Origin of the sequence: Photobacterium sagamiensis (genome assembly GCF_050337085.1) — a bacterium.
GTDB lineage: Bacteria > Pseudomonadota > Gammaproteobacteria > Enterobacterales > Vibrionaceae > Photobacterium > Photobacterium sagamiensis.
In genome coordinates this window covers 100,039-115,003 of the sequence record NZ_JAKJSP010000011.1, presented here as the reverse complement: position 1 = coordinate 115,003, position 14,965 = coordinate 100,039, and the positions used below count along the sequence as shown (strand labels likewise).

15 protein-coding genes and 1 pseudogene are annotated in these 14,965 nt (G+C 44.6%); 7 read left to right on the top strand and 9 right to left on the bottom strand.

Annotated elements, in window-relative coordinates:
* The first annotated feature begins 181 nt into the window (after nt 1-181).
* Entirely contained in the window at nt 182-853 is a 672-nt protein-coding gene (locus tag L4D76_RS01545; protein ID WP_428439169.1) for a hypothetical protein, read from the top strand.
* Nucleotides 854-971: 118 nt separating this feature from the next.
* Nucleotides 972-1,160 (top strand): DUF4250 domain-containing protein, encoded by a 189-nt coding sequence (locus L4D76_RS01540; RefSeq protein WP_428439168.1) that lies wholly within the window; start codon nt 972-974, stop codon nt 1,158-1,160.
* A 104-nt stretch (nt 1,161-1,264) separates the two neighbouring features.
* Here the strand turns inward: L4D76_RS01540 and metR are convergent, their stop codons facing one another.
* The gene (gene metR / locus L4D76_RS01535) at nt 1,265-2,176 is read right to left on the bottom strand and encodes an HTH-type transcriptional regulator MetR (RefSeq protein ID WP_428439167.1); all 912 of its coding nucleotides are present in this window, start codon (nt 2,174-2,176) and stop codon (nt 1,265-1,267) included.
* Nucleotides 2,177-2,558: 382 nt separating this feature from the next.
* On the opposite strand from metR, the pseudogene L4D76_RS01530 reads away from it, so the two are divergent.
* Nucleotides 2,559-2,696: pseudogene (locus tag L4D76_RS01530) on the top strand (hypothetical protein); the annotation flags it as partial.
* A 125-nt stretch (nt 2,697-2,821) separates the two neighbouring features.
* Entirely contained in the window at nt 2,822-4,441 is a 1,620-nt protein-coding gene (locus tag L4D76_RS01525; RefSeq protein ID WP_428439166.1) for a diguanylate cyclase domain-containing protein, read from the top strand.
* Between the two features lie 358 nt (nt 4,442-4,799).
* On the opposite strand, the gene L4D76_RS01520 is transcribed toward L4D76_RS01525, so the two are convergent.
* From L4D76_RS01520 to L4D76_RS01495, 6 genes are all read right to left on the bottom strand, one after another.
* On the bottom strand, nt 4,800-5,237 hold the full coding sequence (locus tag L4D76_RS01520; RefSeq protein WP_428439165.1) for an META domain-containing protein: 438 nt from the start codon (nt 5,235-5,237) through the stop codon (nt 4,800-4,802).
* Between the two features lie 332 nt (nt 5,238-5,569).
* Nucleotides 5,570-7,186: a mechanosensitive ion channel family protein gene (locus L4D76_RS01515; protein ID WP_428439326.1), complete on the bottom strand. Its 1,617-nt coding sequence runs from the start codon at nt 7,184-7,186 to the stop codon at nt 5,570-5,572.
* Nucleotides 7,187-7,367: 181 nt separating this feature from the next.
* Nucleotides 7,368-7,652 carry a hypothetical protein gene (locus L4D76_RS01510; protein ID WP_428439164.1) on the bottom strand — a complete coding sequence of 95 codons (285 nt, stop codon included), beginning with the start codon at nt 7,650-7,652 and terminating at the stop codon, nt 7,368-7,370.
* A gap of 12 nt (nt 7,653-7,664) precedes the next feature.
* The gene (locus L4D76_RS01505) at nt 7,665-9,143 is read right to left on the bottom strand and encodes a reductive dehalogenase (RefSeq protein WP_428439163.1); all 1,479 of its coding nucleotides are present in this window, start codon (nt 9,141-9,143) and stop codon (nt 7,665-7,667) included.
* Nucleotides 9,144-9,194: 51 nt separating this feature from the next.
* A complete protein-coding gene (bamJ, locus tag L4D76_RS01500) occupies nt 9,195-9,824 on the bottom strand; it encodes a BamJ family beta-barrel-assembly machinery protein (protein WP_428439162.1) in 630 nt (209 codons plus the stop codon).
* A gap of 56 nt (nt 9,825-9,880) precedes the next feature.
* Nucleotides 9,881-10,396 carry a cytochrome c gene (locus L4D76_RS01495; protein WP_428439161.1) on the bottom strand — a complete coding sequence of 172 codons (516 nt, stop codon included), beginning with the start codon at nt 10,394-10,396 and terminating at the stop codon, nt 9,881-9,883.
* Between the two features lie 283 nt (nt 10,397-10,679).
* Here L4D76_RS01495 and L4D76_RS01490 point away from each other — a divergent pair, with 283 nt between their 5' ends.
* Nucleotides 10,680-11,234: a TetR/AcrR family transcriptional regulator gene (locus L4D76_RS01490; RefSeq protein ID WP_428439160.1), complete on the top strand. Its 555-nt coding sequence runs from the start codon at nt 10,680-10,682 to the stop codon at nt 11,232-11,234.
* Nucleotides 11,235-11,332: 98 nt separating this feature from the next.
* Here the strand turns inward: L4D76_RS01490 and L4D76_RS01485 are convergent, their stop codons facing one another.
* Together L4D76_RS01485 and L4D76_RS01480 are read right to left on the bottom strand one after the other, a co-directional pair.
* Nucleotides 11,333-11,524, bottom strand: a complete 192-nt coding sequence (locus tag L4D76_RS01485; RefSeq protein WP_428439159.1) for a hypothetical protein — start codon at nt 11,522-11,524, stop codon at nt 11,333-11,335.
* Nucleotides 11,511-12,776, bottom strand: coding sequence for an FMN-binding protein (locus tag L4D76_RS01480; RefSeq protein WP_428439158.1), 1,266 nt, complete (start codon nt 12,774-12,776; stop codon nt 11,511-11,513). The genes L4D76_RS01485 and L4D76_RS01480 overlap by 14 nt, the downstream gene beginning before the upstream one ends.
* 795 nt (nt 12,777-13,571) lie before the next feature.
* On the opposite strand from L4D76_RS01480, the gene L4D76_RS01475 reads away from it, so the two are divergent.
* Both L4D76_RS01475 and L4D76_RS01470 read left to right on the top strand, forming a co-directional pair.
* The gene (locus tag L4D76_RS01475) at nt 13,572-14,198 is read left to right on the top strand and encodes a LysE family translocator (protein ID WP_428439157.1); all 627 of its coding nucleotides are present in this window, start codon (nt 13,572-13,574) and stop codon (nt 14,196-14,198) included.
* 83 nt (nt 14,199-14,281) lie between these two features.
* Complete coding sequence (locus tag L4D76_RS01470) at nt 14,282-14,839, top strand: hypothetical protein (RefSeq protein ID WP_428439156.1); 558 nt, start codon at nt 14,282-14,284, stop codon at nt 14,837-14,839.
* Nucleotides 14,840-14,965: the final 126 nt, after the last annotated feature.

Here is a 14,965-nt window from a genome sequence, read left to right as displayed (position 1 = left end):
TGATATTGATCCAACAAATGTAGTTGGCCGTCTGCATCATCATTGTAAGTGTTGTTTTATTTTGTGTGGTATGCATGCTATGTGGCACATAGATTACTTCATTGGATTTAATGGCTGAACCTGCATTTTGAAGAGGTTTGGGTATATAATCCCTTCACTTTTATTTCAGACAAGAATGATCATGTTAACAGGCTACTTAACGTTTCTAATTCCCGCATTATTAGGTGCTCAACTTATTCTTACGCTGGTGCTGACCAAAGGTGAAATTTGTCCCGGGCAGCGTGGGCGAGTGCATAAAACGTTGCCTGTTGTTCTTGTCGGTTGGCTGCTAGCCGTTATGGCTCAACCGCTGGCGGTATTACCTCTTCTGGCATTGGCGTATTTCAGCTTCAAGGCGAAAACGGGCAAAACACGCGATAGCGGTCCAATTCCTGTTCTGATGGCTGCAAATGGATTAGCTGCTATATGCTGGCTAATGTTATTACCCTCAATGACACTGCCCCAGGTTGGCATGAGCTTTATGGCGATCGCACTGTTTGGCGCATCGTTAGCACACTTATTGCTGGCTCAGGCCAGAACGCGCTTACAAGCCTTCCACCGTATTTTGCCGTTTGTCGGTTTGAGCAGTGCGATGATCTCAATTCTGTTTATGCTGTGGCAGCTGACCGAGATTGATGCTGCGGTCGTTGAAACCATGACGACGAATGTTATCGCAGCGCTGGTGCTGATGGTCTTTGCCTTGCTGGTGTGGGCGTCACATATTCTACTTAGCCGCACTGTAAATCGCTGGCAATTATTGGGGGCGTCGGCATTGCTGGTGGTTTCCGGTTCAATGCAGCTGACCCTGTTCTGAGCATATCAATAGGTGAGTTCTGAATTAAGAAGCCCTTTTTTGTAAGGGCTTTTTTATGTCGGTTGACCTGATCCCAACTATGCTTATCGGTAGAAAGGTGCTGCGAAGGGGAAACGATATGGAAATTTCAAACTTACTGAATATGGATAGCAATATTGTCATTGGCATTATTAATGAAAAACTCAGGCTGGAATGTTCCAGTATTGATGAGTTAGTCAGTCGTTATGAATTAGATGCTGATGCGTTGACGAATAAGATGGATGCGCTCGGATATCGCTATGATCCGATCTCCAATCAATTTAAGTAATACCTATCAATTTAAGTAATACCTATCGGTTTTAAAAGCAAAAGGCCAGTATTGTTACGCTGGCCTTATTGTACCTATTGGTATTACAGCTTCATGTTGGTCACTTATGCCGCTTTAATTCCTTCAAGATGGGTTTGGCACTGTTGCCTTGCGGTAGCAAAGAACGCCTGCAAGTAATGGCGATCCTGTTCCGATGAACGGATGGCTGCAAATAGCCGGCGCCATAATCCCTCCCCAAGTGGTTTGCTCACAATTAATCCCTGGCGGGAAAAATCATGAATTGCCCAGTTTGGCAGTGCTGCAACCCCTAAGCCAGCAGACACCATTTGAACCAGCATCAAGGTATTATCGGCTTGCTTCCAGGCTTGTGGTTCGATACCTGCGGGTTGGAGGAAGTGCTTCACAATATCTAAACGGTTCTTTTGAACCGGATAGCTGAGCATCGTCTGATCGGCAATATCACCAGGCTCGATAACGTCTTTATCAGCTAAAGGCGATTGAGGCGAGACCACTAATCGCATTTCAAAATCGAATAAAGGCTCGTAGTGAATTTCAGTTCGGGGTTGAATATCAGAAGTGATCACAACATCAAGTTCGCCAGAGGCCAAAGCCGGGAGCGGCTCAAACCCGAAACCCGAAGAGAAATCAAGCGCAACCGAAGGCCAGTGGATCTGATATTCCTTTAACGCAGGCATCAGCCACTGGAAGCAGGAGTGGCAATCAATAGCCATGTGTAATCGGCCATTGGCATCGGCTTTCAGGCTTGAGAGATCGTGTTCTGCTTTAACAATACGGGGGATCAGATCATCTGCCAGTCGGAGCAAAATTTCGCCTTCAGCCGTAAATTTCACCGGACGTGTTTTACGCAGAAAGAGTTGCCCGCCTAACCGTTGTTCCAGACCTTTCAGTTGATGTGATAAAGCTGATTGTGTCAGACACAAGGTGTTAGCCGTTGCGGTTAGAGACCCTGTGTCCCGCAGAACAGAAAGGGTTCTGAGGTGCTTAATTTCAATCATGAGCGAATTTCAACATCCTTGTTTCAATATGAATTCAATGTACAGGTTCAAGGAGGATGTGTAAACATCCAGACGTCCAAGAGCAAATTATTCAATTAGCAGAGAAAGCCGGATCTCTTATATACCCAAGTAACCTCAAGATGCTCGTTTCAGCGAGAATTTCCAGGCGCTAAGGTCAGGCGCTAATTTGCAGATATAGCGCTCTACATCAAAAATCAGCAACGCAACATTAGTGCCTGGAAAACTCGCCCTTCGGGAGTGATCCAGCCAGCCCACTTCTGTGTCAAATGCACTCAAAAGGACCAGCCATTCCTTCGCACATTTTCCTTGAATTGAACTGGCTGGCATCACTCTGAATCCTGCATCTTGAGGTCACTTAGGTATACCGATTGAAAGACTATGGATTAACCCTGACTGTCGTTTGAAAACCCGTAACTGGGAAGAGACCGAAGCCGCTTTGAGCAGTATGGTTACAGCCGCGAAAGCACTTCGTGAGGAGTGGCAAGCAAAAGCTGTGTAACAAATTGTAATGAAAAGAAATTGAAAGAGTGCTCTAAGCGCTCTTTTTTCATTTCGGAGTGGTAAAAATCAAAAAGATGTCTTTAATGAATATTAAACATTTATAAATATTCACAAAGGGATTTGATGGATAGTCGGCTGTTTCACGTTACTGTTATTTCGATTGCGACAGGCATCACCTTATCGTGCCTGTTTTTCTGGCTGTTTTATAAGATGGAAACGAAAAATATTCAGCGCGAGTTTGAAGATGATGTCGAGGTAAAAGCCAGTGCCCTTTATCAGAAGATCAACTTTCATCTTGAAGCGCTGTATTCTGTTAAATCGACTTTTGACAAGAGTGGTGTCTTGTCATCCTCTGAATTTTCGGATTTGGTAGCGCAAACGCTGACTCGTCACAAAAAGATCCATGCGCTGGGATGGATCCCTAAGGTTGATCATTCTGCTCGGGACGAGATGGAAGCTCTGGGCAGGGAAAATAGACCCGGATTTCAGATTACGGAACGTGTTGCGACAGGGGAAATGGTCAGGGCCTCTGATCGTGATGTCTATTATCCTGTTTATTATGTAGAGCCTGTTGCGGGTAATCATGCCGTTATTGGCTATGATTTGGGATCAAATGCTCTTCGCCGAGAGGCAATCAATAGGGCACGAGATTCTGGCCAGTTACAACTCTCCGGAGGGGTGAAGCTGGTTCAGGCGGCAGGTGAGCAGATTGGTTTACTTAGTTTTATTCCTGTATATAACACTGAGGCCCCTCAAACTTTGCAACAGCGACAAAACACGATTGTCGGGTTTGTGGTGGCTGTGTTTAATTTTGATGAGATATTTAATGTCGCCTATGTGGTTGGTGATGAGAAAAATATGGCACTAATGCTAATAGATACCACTGCATCAAAGGGAAACCATCAGTTATTTAAACAGCCTCAGAATAACAGCGGTGATAATGGTTTATTGAAGCAGTTTCTCTATAGTCAAACTGTACTTGATATGGGGGGACGTCGTTGGGTGCTAAATGCAATACCTACGGAATACTATTTTAGTGAAAGGCGCACAACGATGCCCTGGCTAGTTTTAATTGGCGGTAATCTGTTTTTTGCTTTTGCAACACTATTTGGCTTTATCATTTTACGAAGAAATAAGGCGATTAACAGAGCTATTGATATTAAGAACCAGGAATTAAATGCAGCAAATGCTAGATTAGATCGGCTGACCAAAACAGATGGCTTAACGGGCATTTCGAATCGTCGCTGTTTTGATGAGTATCTTGACCAAGAATTTCGGCGCGCGGCGAGGGAAGGAAAACCTATTGCTTTGTTGCTGATTGATATCGATTATTTTAAAGCATTTAATGATAATTATGGCCATCAGGCGGGTGATCGCTGCCTGACTCTGGTGGCGACTGAGCTGGAAAGAACCCTGAAACGACCGGCAGATATGATTGCACGTATAGGAGGGGAAGAGTTTGGGGTATTGTTACCCAATACCACCAATGGTGAAGTAGTTGCCAAGCAATGCAAGGCTGTACTCGAACGACTCGCGATAGAACATAAAGCATCAGATGTATATCCCTTTGTCACGATATCAATAGGTGTGGTGTCTGCAGTGTCTGTGGCTAACCAGACAATTGAGAGCTTATTCAACACTGCCGATGCGGCGTTATATCAGGCGAAGAAGGGCGGTCGTAATCGTGTACGAGCAATAAAAATCAACGGTGAACTCCCAAAGGAGTTGGTGTCGTTATGTTAGAACCTAGTACCTTGACTCATTAATTATGATTGATTGAACAGATTAGTTTTTTATCGATGAAAACAAACCGTCGTCATCCTTGCTCTTTGTCATCTATTGAAGCGCTTAATATTGATCTTTTCATTATCGATTGGATTTACAGTAGCGATTATCGGGGATCCACCGTCCACTGAACCTTCCGTGCATGATGGATCCCTGATAACCGCCAGGTGAGTTTTGAGAAAGCCTGCAAGTTCAGTGTTTGGCGGTTTCTGGGATGACGGACTTCGACTATTTTAATCAATCATCTTCACTGTGTTTAGGTACTAGAACCTAGAGGCGAGGCTAGAACCCCGCCTTGTTACATTCAATACAATGATTACTGAGCGTCGGTGCGTTTGAAAGTCAGAGTGTGGTTGGTGTTGGTTAGTGTTAACTCACCGCCGGAAATTTTCGCTTCACTCCAGTCTGTCAGCGTCTGGGTCAGGGTTTTTTCCATCTCCATTGCGGGTGCTGGGCAAGCCATCATTGTCATTCCCATTTTTTCAATGCGTAACTGACCGTTGTTCAATTCAGCCTGACCAAAGTAACGGTTACAACCTGAATGGCCATTTGCGCTCATGTCATTGGTTAGTTCAAGATTTGGGGCTTTAAACGGTTCTGGCAACTCAATGGCTTTGTTGTCTACTTGAGTGAGAACCCAATTGTTGTTAACAAGGTCGCCCTCGGTAGCAACTTTGCTGCTATCGCCGTTGATACCTGCACATGCTGCAATAATCATAGGTAATGCCAATACGGTAAGTAAACGCTTTTTCATAGTGTCGATTCCCAGAATTTCGATGTGGTAATGTTATTGCTTTTCATTGAACAGAAGCTGTCTTACGGTCAATTAAAAATTGTGAGCATGACTAATTGTACGCTATTTATTTGTATTAATGGTCTTTAAAAGCAAACTGTATAACAATAAAAAAGTTCGATGATTAACTCGGTTTTGTCTATTTGTAGCGTGAATGAATCGCTGCGATTTATGAATTAAAATTAATTATGGCCAAAGAAAAGTATCGTGTGTTAGGAATATGTCATTTTTACGGATACTTTGTACTGTAGATATATATTGAAATAATTTGAAACAAAATTGGGAGCTCGGAATTATGTTTTTTTATCGACCATGTGAAGATGAACATCCTGTTGCGGGAAGGGGATAGAAAGTCCTTCCTGGTCGAAACGCATTTTAACTTCGCGAGTAATATCCCAGTACACATCCCAGTAATCTTCAGTTCGTACCCAAGGGCGAACAATAAAATCAACAGAAGAGGTATTAAGCGTGTGCAGTTTAATGGTTTTTTCTGGCTGACGTAATACCGCAGGGTGGGCATCAACAATGTCACTCAGTACTTTTTCTGCCAGCTCTATATCATCGCTATAACCAATACCAAAGACCATATCGACCCGACGCACGCGTTCATGCGTCACGTTTTTTATTATGTCGCCCCAAATCTTGCTGTTTGGAACGATGATGACTTGGTTATCAAAGGTTTTTATGGTGGTGTTTACCAGGCTCATATGACTAACCTTGCCCGATACGCCCCCCGCTTCCACAAAGTCACCCACATCGAATGGCCGGTAGATTAGCAACATCATGCCGGAGGCAAAGTTGGACAGGGTATCTTGCAAAGCAAAACCGATGATCACACCCGCGACACCAAAACCGGTCAGAATTGGGGTTAAATTCAAGCCAATTTGCGACAGGGCAATGAGCAGGCCAATAGCAAAAACGCCATTGCCGGACATGGAGGTGAAGAAATCCTGCATCAGTTGCGATAAATTAAGATTTGGTGAGGAAACAGCTTTTTTCACCATTTTCCGCGTTAGTTTTTTCAGCCAGCGAAACACGAAAATGATGAATGCGAAGATCAGGAGATTAAACAGTAGCTGTGGCGCTTTATCAAATATCCACTGGCCGAACTCTTTCCCCCAGGTAGAGATGATCGAAAAAATGAGCTCGATGTTGAGCAGATCATTGGTAAGGGTACCTGTCGCTTCAAAAAGCTGTTGTTTGTACGGCGTCGTATCCAGAGCCATTTCGTCAGCGAGCTTAACTAAAAACTGCAAGGTATAGATGTCACTGGCCATTTTGCGCTGTGCAAGAATGTGCACCAGTTGTACCGAGACTTTTTCACCTTCAGTCGCTGATTTAAGCTGCTTACTGAGCAAGGCTTCTTGCTGGCTGTCGAAGGTCAGGGATGCAGACATGAACTCCAAGCGGTGTTCAATATCACTGATTAGTGCTTGCTCTTTTTTCGGTGTTGGCTCACCAAGTAGTTTAAGCCATTGATAGTTAACCCATTGATCTTCAAGTAGGCGGGTGGAAAAACGGCGGGTTTCATCTAATGACTTCTGCGCCAAAAGTTTTCCTTCATTCGTTTCCTTATCCAGGGCCTTTTCGTCTGTTTCTATTTTGTTGAGTAAAAAAATCGATGCGTCTGAGATGAATTGAACCTGCTGGTGGACATGTTTTAGAAGAAGTTCATGCGTCTCTTCGGTTTTGCTATAAATTAAATCCTGAATAACCGCCCGAAGTGTGTTGTTTTTATTGAGAAGCTGTAGGCGAACCACATCCCGAGTGGAACCTGACATGGTCTGAGATTCGGCAATAAGCGCCGAAAGTTCCTGATCAAGCTGTTCAAGTTTCTCAATTTGCACTGAGGATTCTTGCGCAAGACAAAAAGATGACACCAATAGAAATAATAAAACCAGTACCCGCATTGTTAACGCTACTCTTGCCAACTGGGATTTAACAATAATAGCAAACGCAATCATCCGGCGTTCAGAATTGGGCACATAAAAAAACGGTAGCTTGGATTGTTATCCTTACTACCGTTTGTTTTTCAGCTTCGTGATAGAGGGGGAATCTATCTAAGCGACTGTATTATATAAATAGGTACAATTATCTAGCGGTTTTGAGGCCAGGCATGACCAGGTGACGCCAGGTCATGATGATTAGCAGCAGACCAGAGCCGGTGAAGATAGACAGCCCCATAGCCCCTGATTGCGGGTAGCCTTCGATGAATGAAGAGCCACACCAGGCGATACCGAACAACATATCCAGAACACCAATCAAAAGCAGTGGCAGGGTGTACCACTTAAGTCTGATTACCTGCTGGGCATAAACCATACCGTTGATTGCCAGCATGCTGATAATCCCCAGTGAGAACCATTGCAGAGCTTCCATTAGTTATTCTCCTTAGGCTTTACCGGCGGTGCCGATGTTATTTTTCATTGAAGTGTTAGTACGCATGCCTTCACCGGATGCCCAGAATTTCTCAACCTTGACCGGGATAGGAGTACGGCTTTGACCACCGTAACCAAATGCAGGGTGTGCTTCGGCCATAAACGAGTGGATGAATTTCGGCATCATCGGGTTAATTGCCATGATGAACCAGTGGTGCCAGAAGTCAGGCTCGTTAAAGGTACAGCTGGCAACACAGTTCAGGCATGATGTATCGTTATCCATCCAGAAGTTGAAGCAACGCTTCGCATCGGAATGCCACTTGTGGATACCCACGTGGTTGTTCCAGGTGTAACCGGGTTCATCATTAAACTCGTAAGTTGGCAGATAGCTTGGCTCCACATCTTTACTTACGGCGCCAGAAGGACATGCATCGGCACACTTCATGCAGCTCTTACAGAACTCGCGGATACCCCAGCTGTGAGGTTGGTCGTAAGCTTCTTCAAAGTCGATGTTGGTGAATACTTTACAGAGTCGGACACGCGGTCCCACACCGGGCATGATACACGAGCCGTTACGGCCGCCTTCACCCAGACCAGCAAGAATAGCGTAAGCAACAGAGTTAGCCAGGTCGTTACCGGCGCCCACGGCGTTGTAACCACAGCCGCGAATAAACTTGGCAACCTGACAGGCGATTTTACCCATGTCGCTATAGCCGTTACCCGTTGAACCCTCGGAAGTCCAGGACGGTGCGGTAGCAACATTATCGTAATCCATCGGAGTGGCGATAACGATCACTGACTTCGGTTCGAACGGGAAGTCTTTTTCCCAAGACAGAGTGCGCTCGTCAACAATGTCATACAGCGGATCATAAACAAAACGCTTGTCGAACTTGGCAATACCAACACGCACGGCACCAAACAGGCGAGCGGTAGAGCGGATCATATCAGCAGCACGCTTGCCGCCTCCCCAATCAAATTGCTCTTCGTGTACGTCAGTCTGGTCCCAGCTGTGCATCGGGGTGTTTGGTTGGGTAAAGGCAGAAGCACGTGATTTGGCAACAACCAGCGGGTACCAGGCTGCATGGCCGATAGCGCGGTCAGCCTGACCGTAACCTACTTTATTGTTGTCGAAGTGATCGCGATTTTCGAACGTTTGGATTGCATCATTGAAGTTAAAATCTTTTTTCCAAAGACGAGCATATTGCTCGGCACGCTCAGGATTTTTGACTTTTGACAGATAAGGGCTGGTTGCATGACACAGCATAACGTCACGCTGGTCTTTAGGCTTAAAAATGGTTTCGTCAATTTCGATCCCTGGCGTATTGGTCGATCCCTCCAGGGATACTTTCGAGGCGCCCAATACGGCACCACCGGTCAGCATGGCGGCACCGCCACCTAATACTGTTTTTTTAAAGAAACCGCGGCGAGACATGTTTGGCAGATCGTCTTCTATCTGATCGGCCACGTTCTGGTTTTCTACTTGATTTGTCATAAAGCACCATTCTCTTTATAGAAAAGGGAATAAAAAATTTTGGAAAAAAAATTAAACAACTTTGACTAATTCAAGATCAAAGATCAGGGCTGCATTACCCGGAATTTTTGGTTGTTTACCCATTTCGCCATAAGCCAGTTCTGCTGGTACGTATACGCGCCATTTAGACCCTTCTGGCATCATCTGTAATACTTCGGTCCAACCCGGAATCACACTCTGGATTGGGAATTCCGCGGGTTCGCCTCTCTCAACAGAGCTGTCAAAGACGTCGCCAGTGATCAGCATGCCGTGATAATGGACGATAACGTTGTCAACAAGACCAGCCTTGCGGCCTTCACCCATTTCCACAACCTTGTATTGCAGGCCGCTGTCGGTAGTAATTATTCCGGGTTTTAAGGCGTTTTCTGCCATAAAGGCCAGGCCTCTTCCGGCAAGTTCCGCAGCCTTTTTTTGGCGAGCGACTTCAACACGGGCAGCGATGGTTTTGAATGCGGTTTCCACTTCCTGATCAGTTAATGGCGCTTCTTTTTCATTGAAGCTATCCAAAATGCCGGCGAAGGTGGCTTCCATATCTAAACCGTCAAAGTTGTGAGTCAGCAGATGGCGGCCAAACTGCCACCCCATGCCGTAACTGACTTTTTGCTCATCAGTCTCAAGGGATACTGGCTTAATCTCTTTCATGGGAATTGCCTTTGTTTCTAAACGTAGGGTTTGATCTTGTTTTAATCAGCGAGTGATTAGTGTGCCGCCGCAGCGCCTGGCGCTGGTATCGGTAAGATCACTTCTGTTCCAGGTTTCATAAAGGTCTGGTGACAGGCATTACATGCTTGAATAGTCGTAACAAAACCTTTCATGCTGGCTTCAGGGTCGTGGTTCCGAACTGCCACACGCAGGCCGTAAGCCGCATTTTGCAGGGCTTTGGACTGGCTCTGAAATTCCGTTTTTCGCTCAAGCAGATCATCAACGGTGTTGCTGTTCTCGAAAGAACCTTCAACAAAGAAGAAGTCGTTGTACATCTGAGTGATTTGCGCGAGAGCATCGACACGGTTCAGCATGGTAAACCCGTTCCATGGCTTCTGCCCTGTAGCAATGGCTCCTGCATCCATCAGGGTCGCGCCCATTAGCTGATGAACGCCCTTGCGTGCTTGAATAGCCGGTTCGGCCTCGGTATAAGGGTCTGGCATCTTATTCGCCACGGCAGAACCACAGAAAGCGGTTGCGGCCAGGGCAAGAGAAATAACGGTCTTTTTCATGTTGAAGTTTCCCTAACTACATGTTTTATTGGTAAAATGTTCATGTCCATATAGTGCCGACTTATAACTAAAAACAGGTTAACCATCTGCAACAAATAAGGGATAATGGACTTATTCGCTTACCAAACAATATAAGTACCGATCGGTACATAGCTTGGGGTGATACTACCCTCTATGTACCCATCGGTACATGGGCAGGGTTCAAATTAAGCAACATTCGATCTGAAAACAGACGTTTTTTTGATTTAGAGCAAAAAACCACTTTAGAGGTATGGATATTGAAATGACGGATAAAGTAAAACGTCAGCGCTTTTCAAAGAATGAATGGCTGGAAGCAGGATTAAAAATGCTGGCCGAGCAAGGGGTGGATAAGCTCACAATTAGTAGCCTGTCACGTACAGTAGGCGTTGCCAAAACCAGTTTCTACTGGCACTTTAAAGACCGACAGGATCTGATGGACCATATGCTTGAGTATTGGGCCTCGGAGTTCACCTTTGTGGTGTCTGAAAACCCGCAACTGCCGCAACTTGAGCCGGAACAGCGCTTGCGTGCTATTACCGATACCCTTATCGATCAAAAACTGTTGAAATACGAGCTGGCAATCTGTGCCTGGGCCAGTCACGATAAGTCGGTAAAAGCGATGTTTGATAGTATTTATCGCCGGCGGTTGGAAGTGATCCGTGGGGCTTTTGCCGATGCGGGATTTGATGAGGAAGAGCAGGAAGTACGTGCCCAGACCTTCCTTTGTTATCAGACCACGGGCGGAGTGCTGAAGGGTGAACCCCATTCGCATAAGGAAATAGTAGAAAAATTAATTCCTATATTATTTAAAAAATAACCTCCCGCTATTTATTACAGACATAAAAGAAAGAGCCGCACTCTTCGAGTGCGGCTCTTTGGTTCAGTTCAATTGGGTAACAACATTAGATTGTTCGATCATCCCTTCTCTAGCTGAACTTGTTGCTCGTAGTTAGCAATAGCAGCATCAACCGGATTTTTGTTGGCAATGACCATGGCCGATTGAATAAAGTAAATCATTATCAGGCTTAAGGTGGCACCTGCTAAAATGGTACTGAAGGTCTGCTCGCTTTTTTTCGGTTTTTTTCGGGATGTCTTAGCTCTGGTCATATTTCCTCTCAGCATTAACTGCACCTTGGGGGGCGGCCTGCACTTCGATAGGTACGGCTTTCGTTTTTGATTGGATACCGCTGAATTTGTTCACCATCTGGCGACGGGTACGTACCATCTTGTTTAGCGTAAATCCGACCGGGCAGAATAGGCGGCACCAGAAGTTTGGTACAAATAATGAGCCGAACAGTGACAGTGGCAGTACATACCACTGCATCCCCATACCTTCTAGTGAAAACATCATAGAAAAGGGTTCGTACGAACCCATTGCCGGGTGGTGCGAGAGAAAGATCAGCATCACTGATGCCCAGATCATGAACAAGATCAATCGACTTGATTGCTTAGCCACTTCCCGGCTGATGGTGAATTTAAAACCGCTTATTTTGTGCAGGAGCATTTGTACTGCAGAGAACGGGCATAACTTGTCGCAATAGATGTTTTTTCCCAAGAACAAAATGGTGCCCAATACGGAGACCATCATGATCCACCAAATCGGATATTGTTTCGGGCTGGGGATGTAACCCATCACTAACCCGGCCAGTGAACCGATGCTCAAGGAAGAATTAATGTAAAAGCCGATAAAGGCCATACTTGCAAATGGGATCAGCCATCTCAGTTTGCTGCTGAACCTATTGTTGGTGTAGCTCGTGTATAGAACGGCTGCAATCAGTAACAGGAGCAAGCCATCATTAAGGTGGAATTGCCACTTCTCCGCCTCCCAGCTAGGTTGTAGTCCAAGACGTTCAATGGCACTGAGATGCATGGCATCCTGTACGGCATTGGCAATACCGCGAGAACTAATAGTAGCACCAGACACGCCATCGATATCATCGCCAAGGATGAAGTTATCGGTGACGCCTTTGCCGCTAAACCCACGGTAAAAGTGATGCTTAGTCAGGCGTGCTATAAAAGGGGGAGTTTCGCGATCAGAGAGCAGAATGACTTCATCGATGTAACTATCGGATTCAGTTTCAGTGGTTTTTACCGCCAGGATGAGCGGACCACCAAAGCCTTGTCCTTCAGCAATTAAGATCAATTCAGGTTCATTCAGTTCTTCATGATTACGCAAGAACGCTCTCGGGCCATTTCCGTTAGACGGGGCATTGCTAAAGGTGGAATCGGGAAAGTGTTCCGAGAGTAATTGGACATAGTTGGTTTTTGCCGCGAAGTGACCAACCAAAAATGCAGACAGTAAACTTAGCCAGGCTAACACGGTTATTAGCTTGGAAGTTTCAAACTTAGAGCGACTCATACTCAATTTCCTAGAGAGAACCAATATTTCAGGGCTAGTTAGTTGTGAACAGGCAAGATCATAAACGGCTTCAAACCGTCCAGTTCCCTAGCAAGCCCCAGTTATTCATCGACACACTAAGTACCGATCGGTACATGGGTGCGAAGTATACCCATTATGTACTGGAAGGTACATTGCGTAAGGCTGATTAAGTTAGACTTAAAACTTTATTTTTAGCTCAATTGATCTAGCACAAAAATAACTTCTGATATTAATCAGGATGAGGTTTATGAGTGAGTACTGATGATGATGTTGCCATAGTCAATACCAATTGTTCGAATCATCTGATTGGATAGAATATTTAGATGTTTTCAATCGCAAGGTGATCCGCCCAGATAAAAAGGATATTTTTGAAGTGTCTCGCACTGTTGGTAAAATCTTTAATATCAGTTATTTACGTCGTTGTGTTGTTGTAGAATATTACGCTGAGCCTATGCTTTATTGAGCATAGGTTAAGTGTCCAGATATGAGGCATTAATAATAATTATACTGTCTGGCGATGGCTATGTTGTGAGTACATGTAGCTGAGTAAAAAACTAGAGCATTGAATATAATTTGATACGGTTATGTGGAGTTGTAAGTCAGTGGATTATTTAGCAATCCATGCAGAAAACCTCATAACAGAACAATTAAGATGGTGCATTACAATTGGCATTTTCAGTATGGAAAAAGCCGTGTTTACCGTTTTCAATTATAGATAGGGTGGCTGTAACACACACCTTATTGCAGGCATTAGCACACTAACAAGGAGGTTCGATGTTTCCATCAGAAGTTTGGGTTGCGTATACCATCGCATGTTTGCTGTTGGTTATCTCACCAGGTCCGGATAATTTGCTAGCTATAGGCCGTGGACTTAGTCAAGGAAAGTTGGCTGCTATTATATCGGGCACATCATCAGGTGCGGGTATTCTATTTCATGTTCTAGCCGCAACGTTTGGGCTAACCTTGTTGCTTCAAACATCAACCATCGCATTTTATATTGTTAAATTCATCGGAGCAGCATACCTGATTTGGCTTGGTGTGAAAGTGCTCAGGTCTCGAAATCTATTTTCGTTGGAGCCAGCCAAAAAGCAGTCTTTGAAAAAAATTTTTTCGACAGGCTTTTTATCCGCAGCATTAAACCCCAAGCCGGGTATGTTTGTTCTCGCATTTCTCCCTCAATTTGTTAACCCGAGTCTAGGCTCAGTCTCAACTCAAATGTTGGTTTACGGTATTTGGTTTGCATTGTTAACTGTTGTTGGTTTTAGTTTGATGGGCGTTTTTGCATCTAAACTGTCAAATTGGTTAAAGAGCAAGCCAAGATTAGTGTCGGGTTTAAATATAGGTGCGGGAGTTACATTTGTAACATCGGGACTAGCCGTAGCCTTCATGAGACAACGGTGATCTGTGTGCTTTGCAGGCTTTGTGGGGCACACCTTATTGTAGGTGTTAGCCAACCAAAAACAATTAAGGAGTAAGAAATCAAGATGGAAAGGCTAATTCGTTTACTTCAAAAGTATGCAACGGGCAAAGTGGTATTGGTGTTATTTACACTAACAATGGCTGTTTATTTGGCAATGTTGCTTTATTCCATTCCTGCAGTTGTTTCCTTCGCTCCTGATATGATGTTATTTGATCTATCCCAAGCGGGTTATACGTTTGAGTATGCTGTTGCATTACTTGAAGCTTTGGGTTCTGAGGGTAGAGCAACTTATCTAACCACTCAATTACCTCTGGACTTTATTTACCCTGGGCTATTTGCCGTCACATATTCACTATTGCTAACCTGGCTATTCCTAAAGGGAGCTGATCATAGCTCTAAAATATATTACTTTTCGTTAGTTCCTATTGCTGCGGGACTTTTCGATTATATTGAGAATGTTCTTATTATCTCAATGATCAACTCATTTCCGGATATATCGCCAAATATTGCAGAACTAGCAAGCATCTTCACCATCTTGAAAAGTGTTTTTTCGGCTTTTTCCTTTGTTCTTTTTTTCTGGGGTTTAGTTCTGTTCTTGAAGGAAAAGCGTAGCGTTGTTTAAGCGGAATGCTGGATCTGGCTTCTTCGTAAGATGATCGGATAACACAAATAAGCTGATGCGTTACACTTGGCACTATTTGTATGGTTGGAGCTGATATTATGGTGATCAATTATAGATAGTGTGGGG

What these genes read in the sequence shown, in the direction of transcription:
- L4D76_RS01545 (WP_428439169.1), top strand. Translation starts at nt 182, where the DNA reads ATGTTAACAGGCTACTTAACGTTTCTAATTCCCGCATTATTAGGTGCT.
- L4D76_RS01540 (WP_428439168.1), top strand. Translation starts at nt 972, where the DNA reads ATGGAAATTTCAAACTTACTGAATATGGATAGCAATATTGTCATTGGC.
- metR (WP_428439167.1), bottom strand. Translation starts at nt 2,176, where the DNA reads ATGATTGAAATTAAGCACCTCAGAACCCTTTCTGTTCTGCGGGACACA.
- L4D76_RS01525 (WP_428439166.1), top strand. Translation starts at nt 2,822, where the DNA reads ATGGATAGTCGGCTGTTTCACGTTACTGTTATTTCGATTGCGACAGGC.
- L4D76_RS01520 (WP_428439165.1), bottom strand. Translation starts at nt 5,237, where the DNA reads ATGAAAAAGCGTTTACTTACCGTATTGGCATTACCTATGATTATTGCA.
- L4D76_RS01515 (WP_428439326.1), bottom strand. Translation starts at nt 7,186, where the DNA reads ATGCGGGTACTGGTTTTATTATTTCTATTGGTGTCATCTTTTTGTCTT.
- L4D76_RS01510 (WP_428439164.1), bottom strand. Translation starts at nt 7,652, where the DNA reads ATGGAAGCTCTGCAATGGTTCTCACTGGGGATTATCAGCATGCTGGCA.
- L4D76_RS01505 (WP_428439163.1), bottom strand. Translation starts at nt 9,143, where the DNA reads ATGACAAATCAAGTAGAAAACCAGAACGTGGCCGATCAGATAGAAGAC.
- bamJ (WP_428439162.1), bottom strand. Translation starts at nt 9,824, where the DNA reads ATGAAAGAGATTAAGCCAGTATCCCTTGAGACTGATGAGCAAAAAGTC.
- L4D76_RS01495 (WP_428439161.1), bottom strand. Translation starts at nt 10,396, where the DNA reads ATGAAAAAGACCGTTATTTCTCTTGCCCTGGCCGCAACCGCTTTCTGT.
- L4D76_RS01490 (WP_428439160.1), top strand. Translation starts at nt 10,680, where the DNA reads ATGACGGATAAAGTAAAACGTCAGCGCTTTTCAAAGAATGAATGGCTG.
- L4D76_RS01485 (WP_428439159.1), bottom strand. Translation starts at nt 11,524, where the DNA reads ATGACCAGAGCTAAGACATCCCGAAAAAAACCGAAAAAAAGCGAGCAG.
- L4D76_RS01480 (WP_428439158.1), bottom strand. Translation starts at nt 12,776, where the DNA reads ATGAGTCGCTCTAAGTTTGAAACTTCCAAGCTAATAACCGTGTTAGCC.
- L4D76_RS01475 (WP_428439157.1), top strand. Translation starts at nt 13,572, where the DNA reads ATGTTTCCATCAGAAGTTTGGGTTGCGTATACCATCGCATGTTTGCTG.
- L4D76_RS01470 (WP_428439156.1), top strand. Translation starts at nt 14,282, where the DNA reads ATGGAAAGGCTAATTCGTTTACTTCAAAAGTATGCAACGGGCAAAGTG.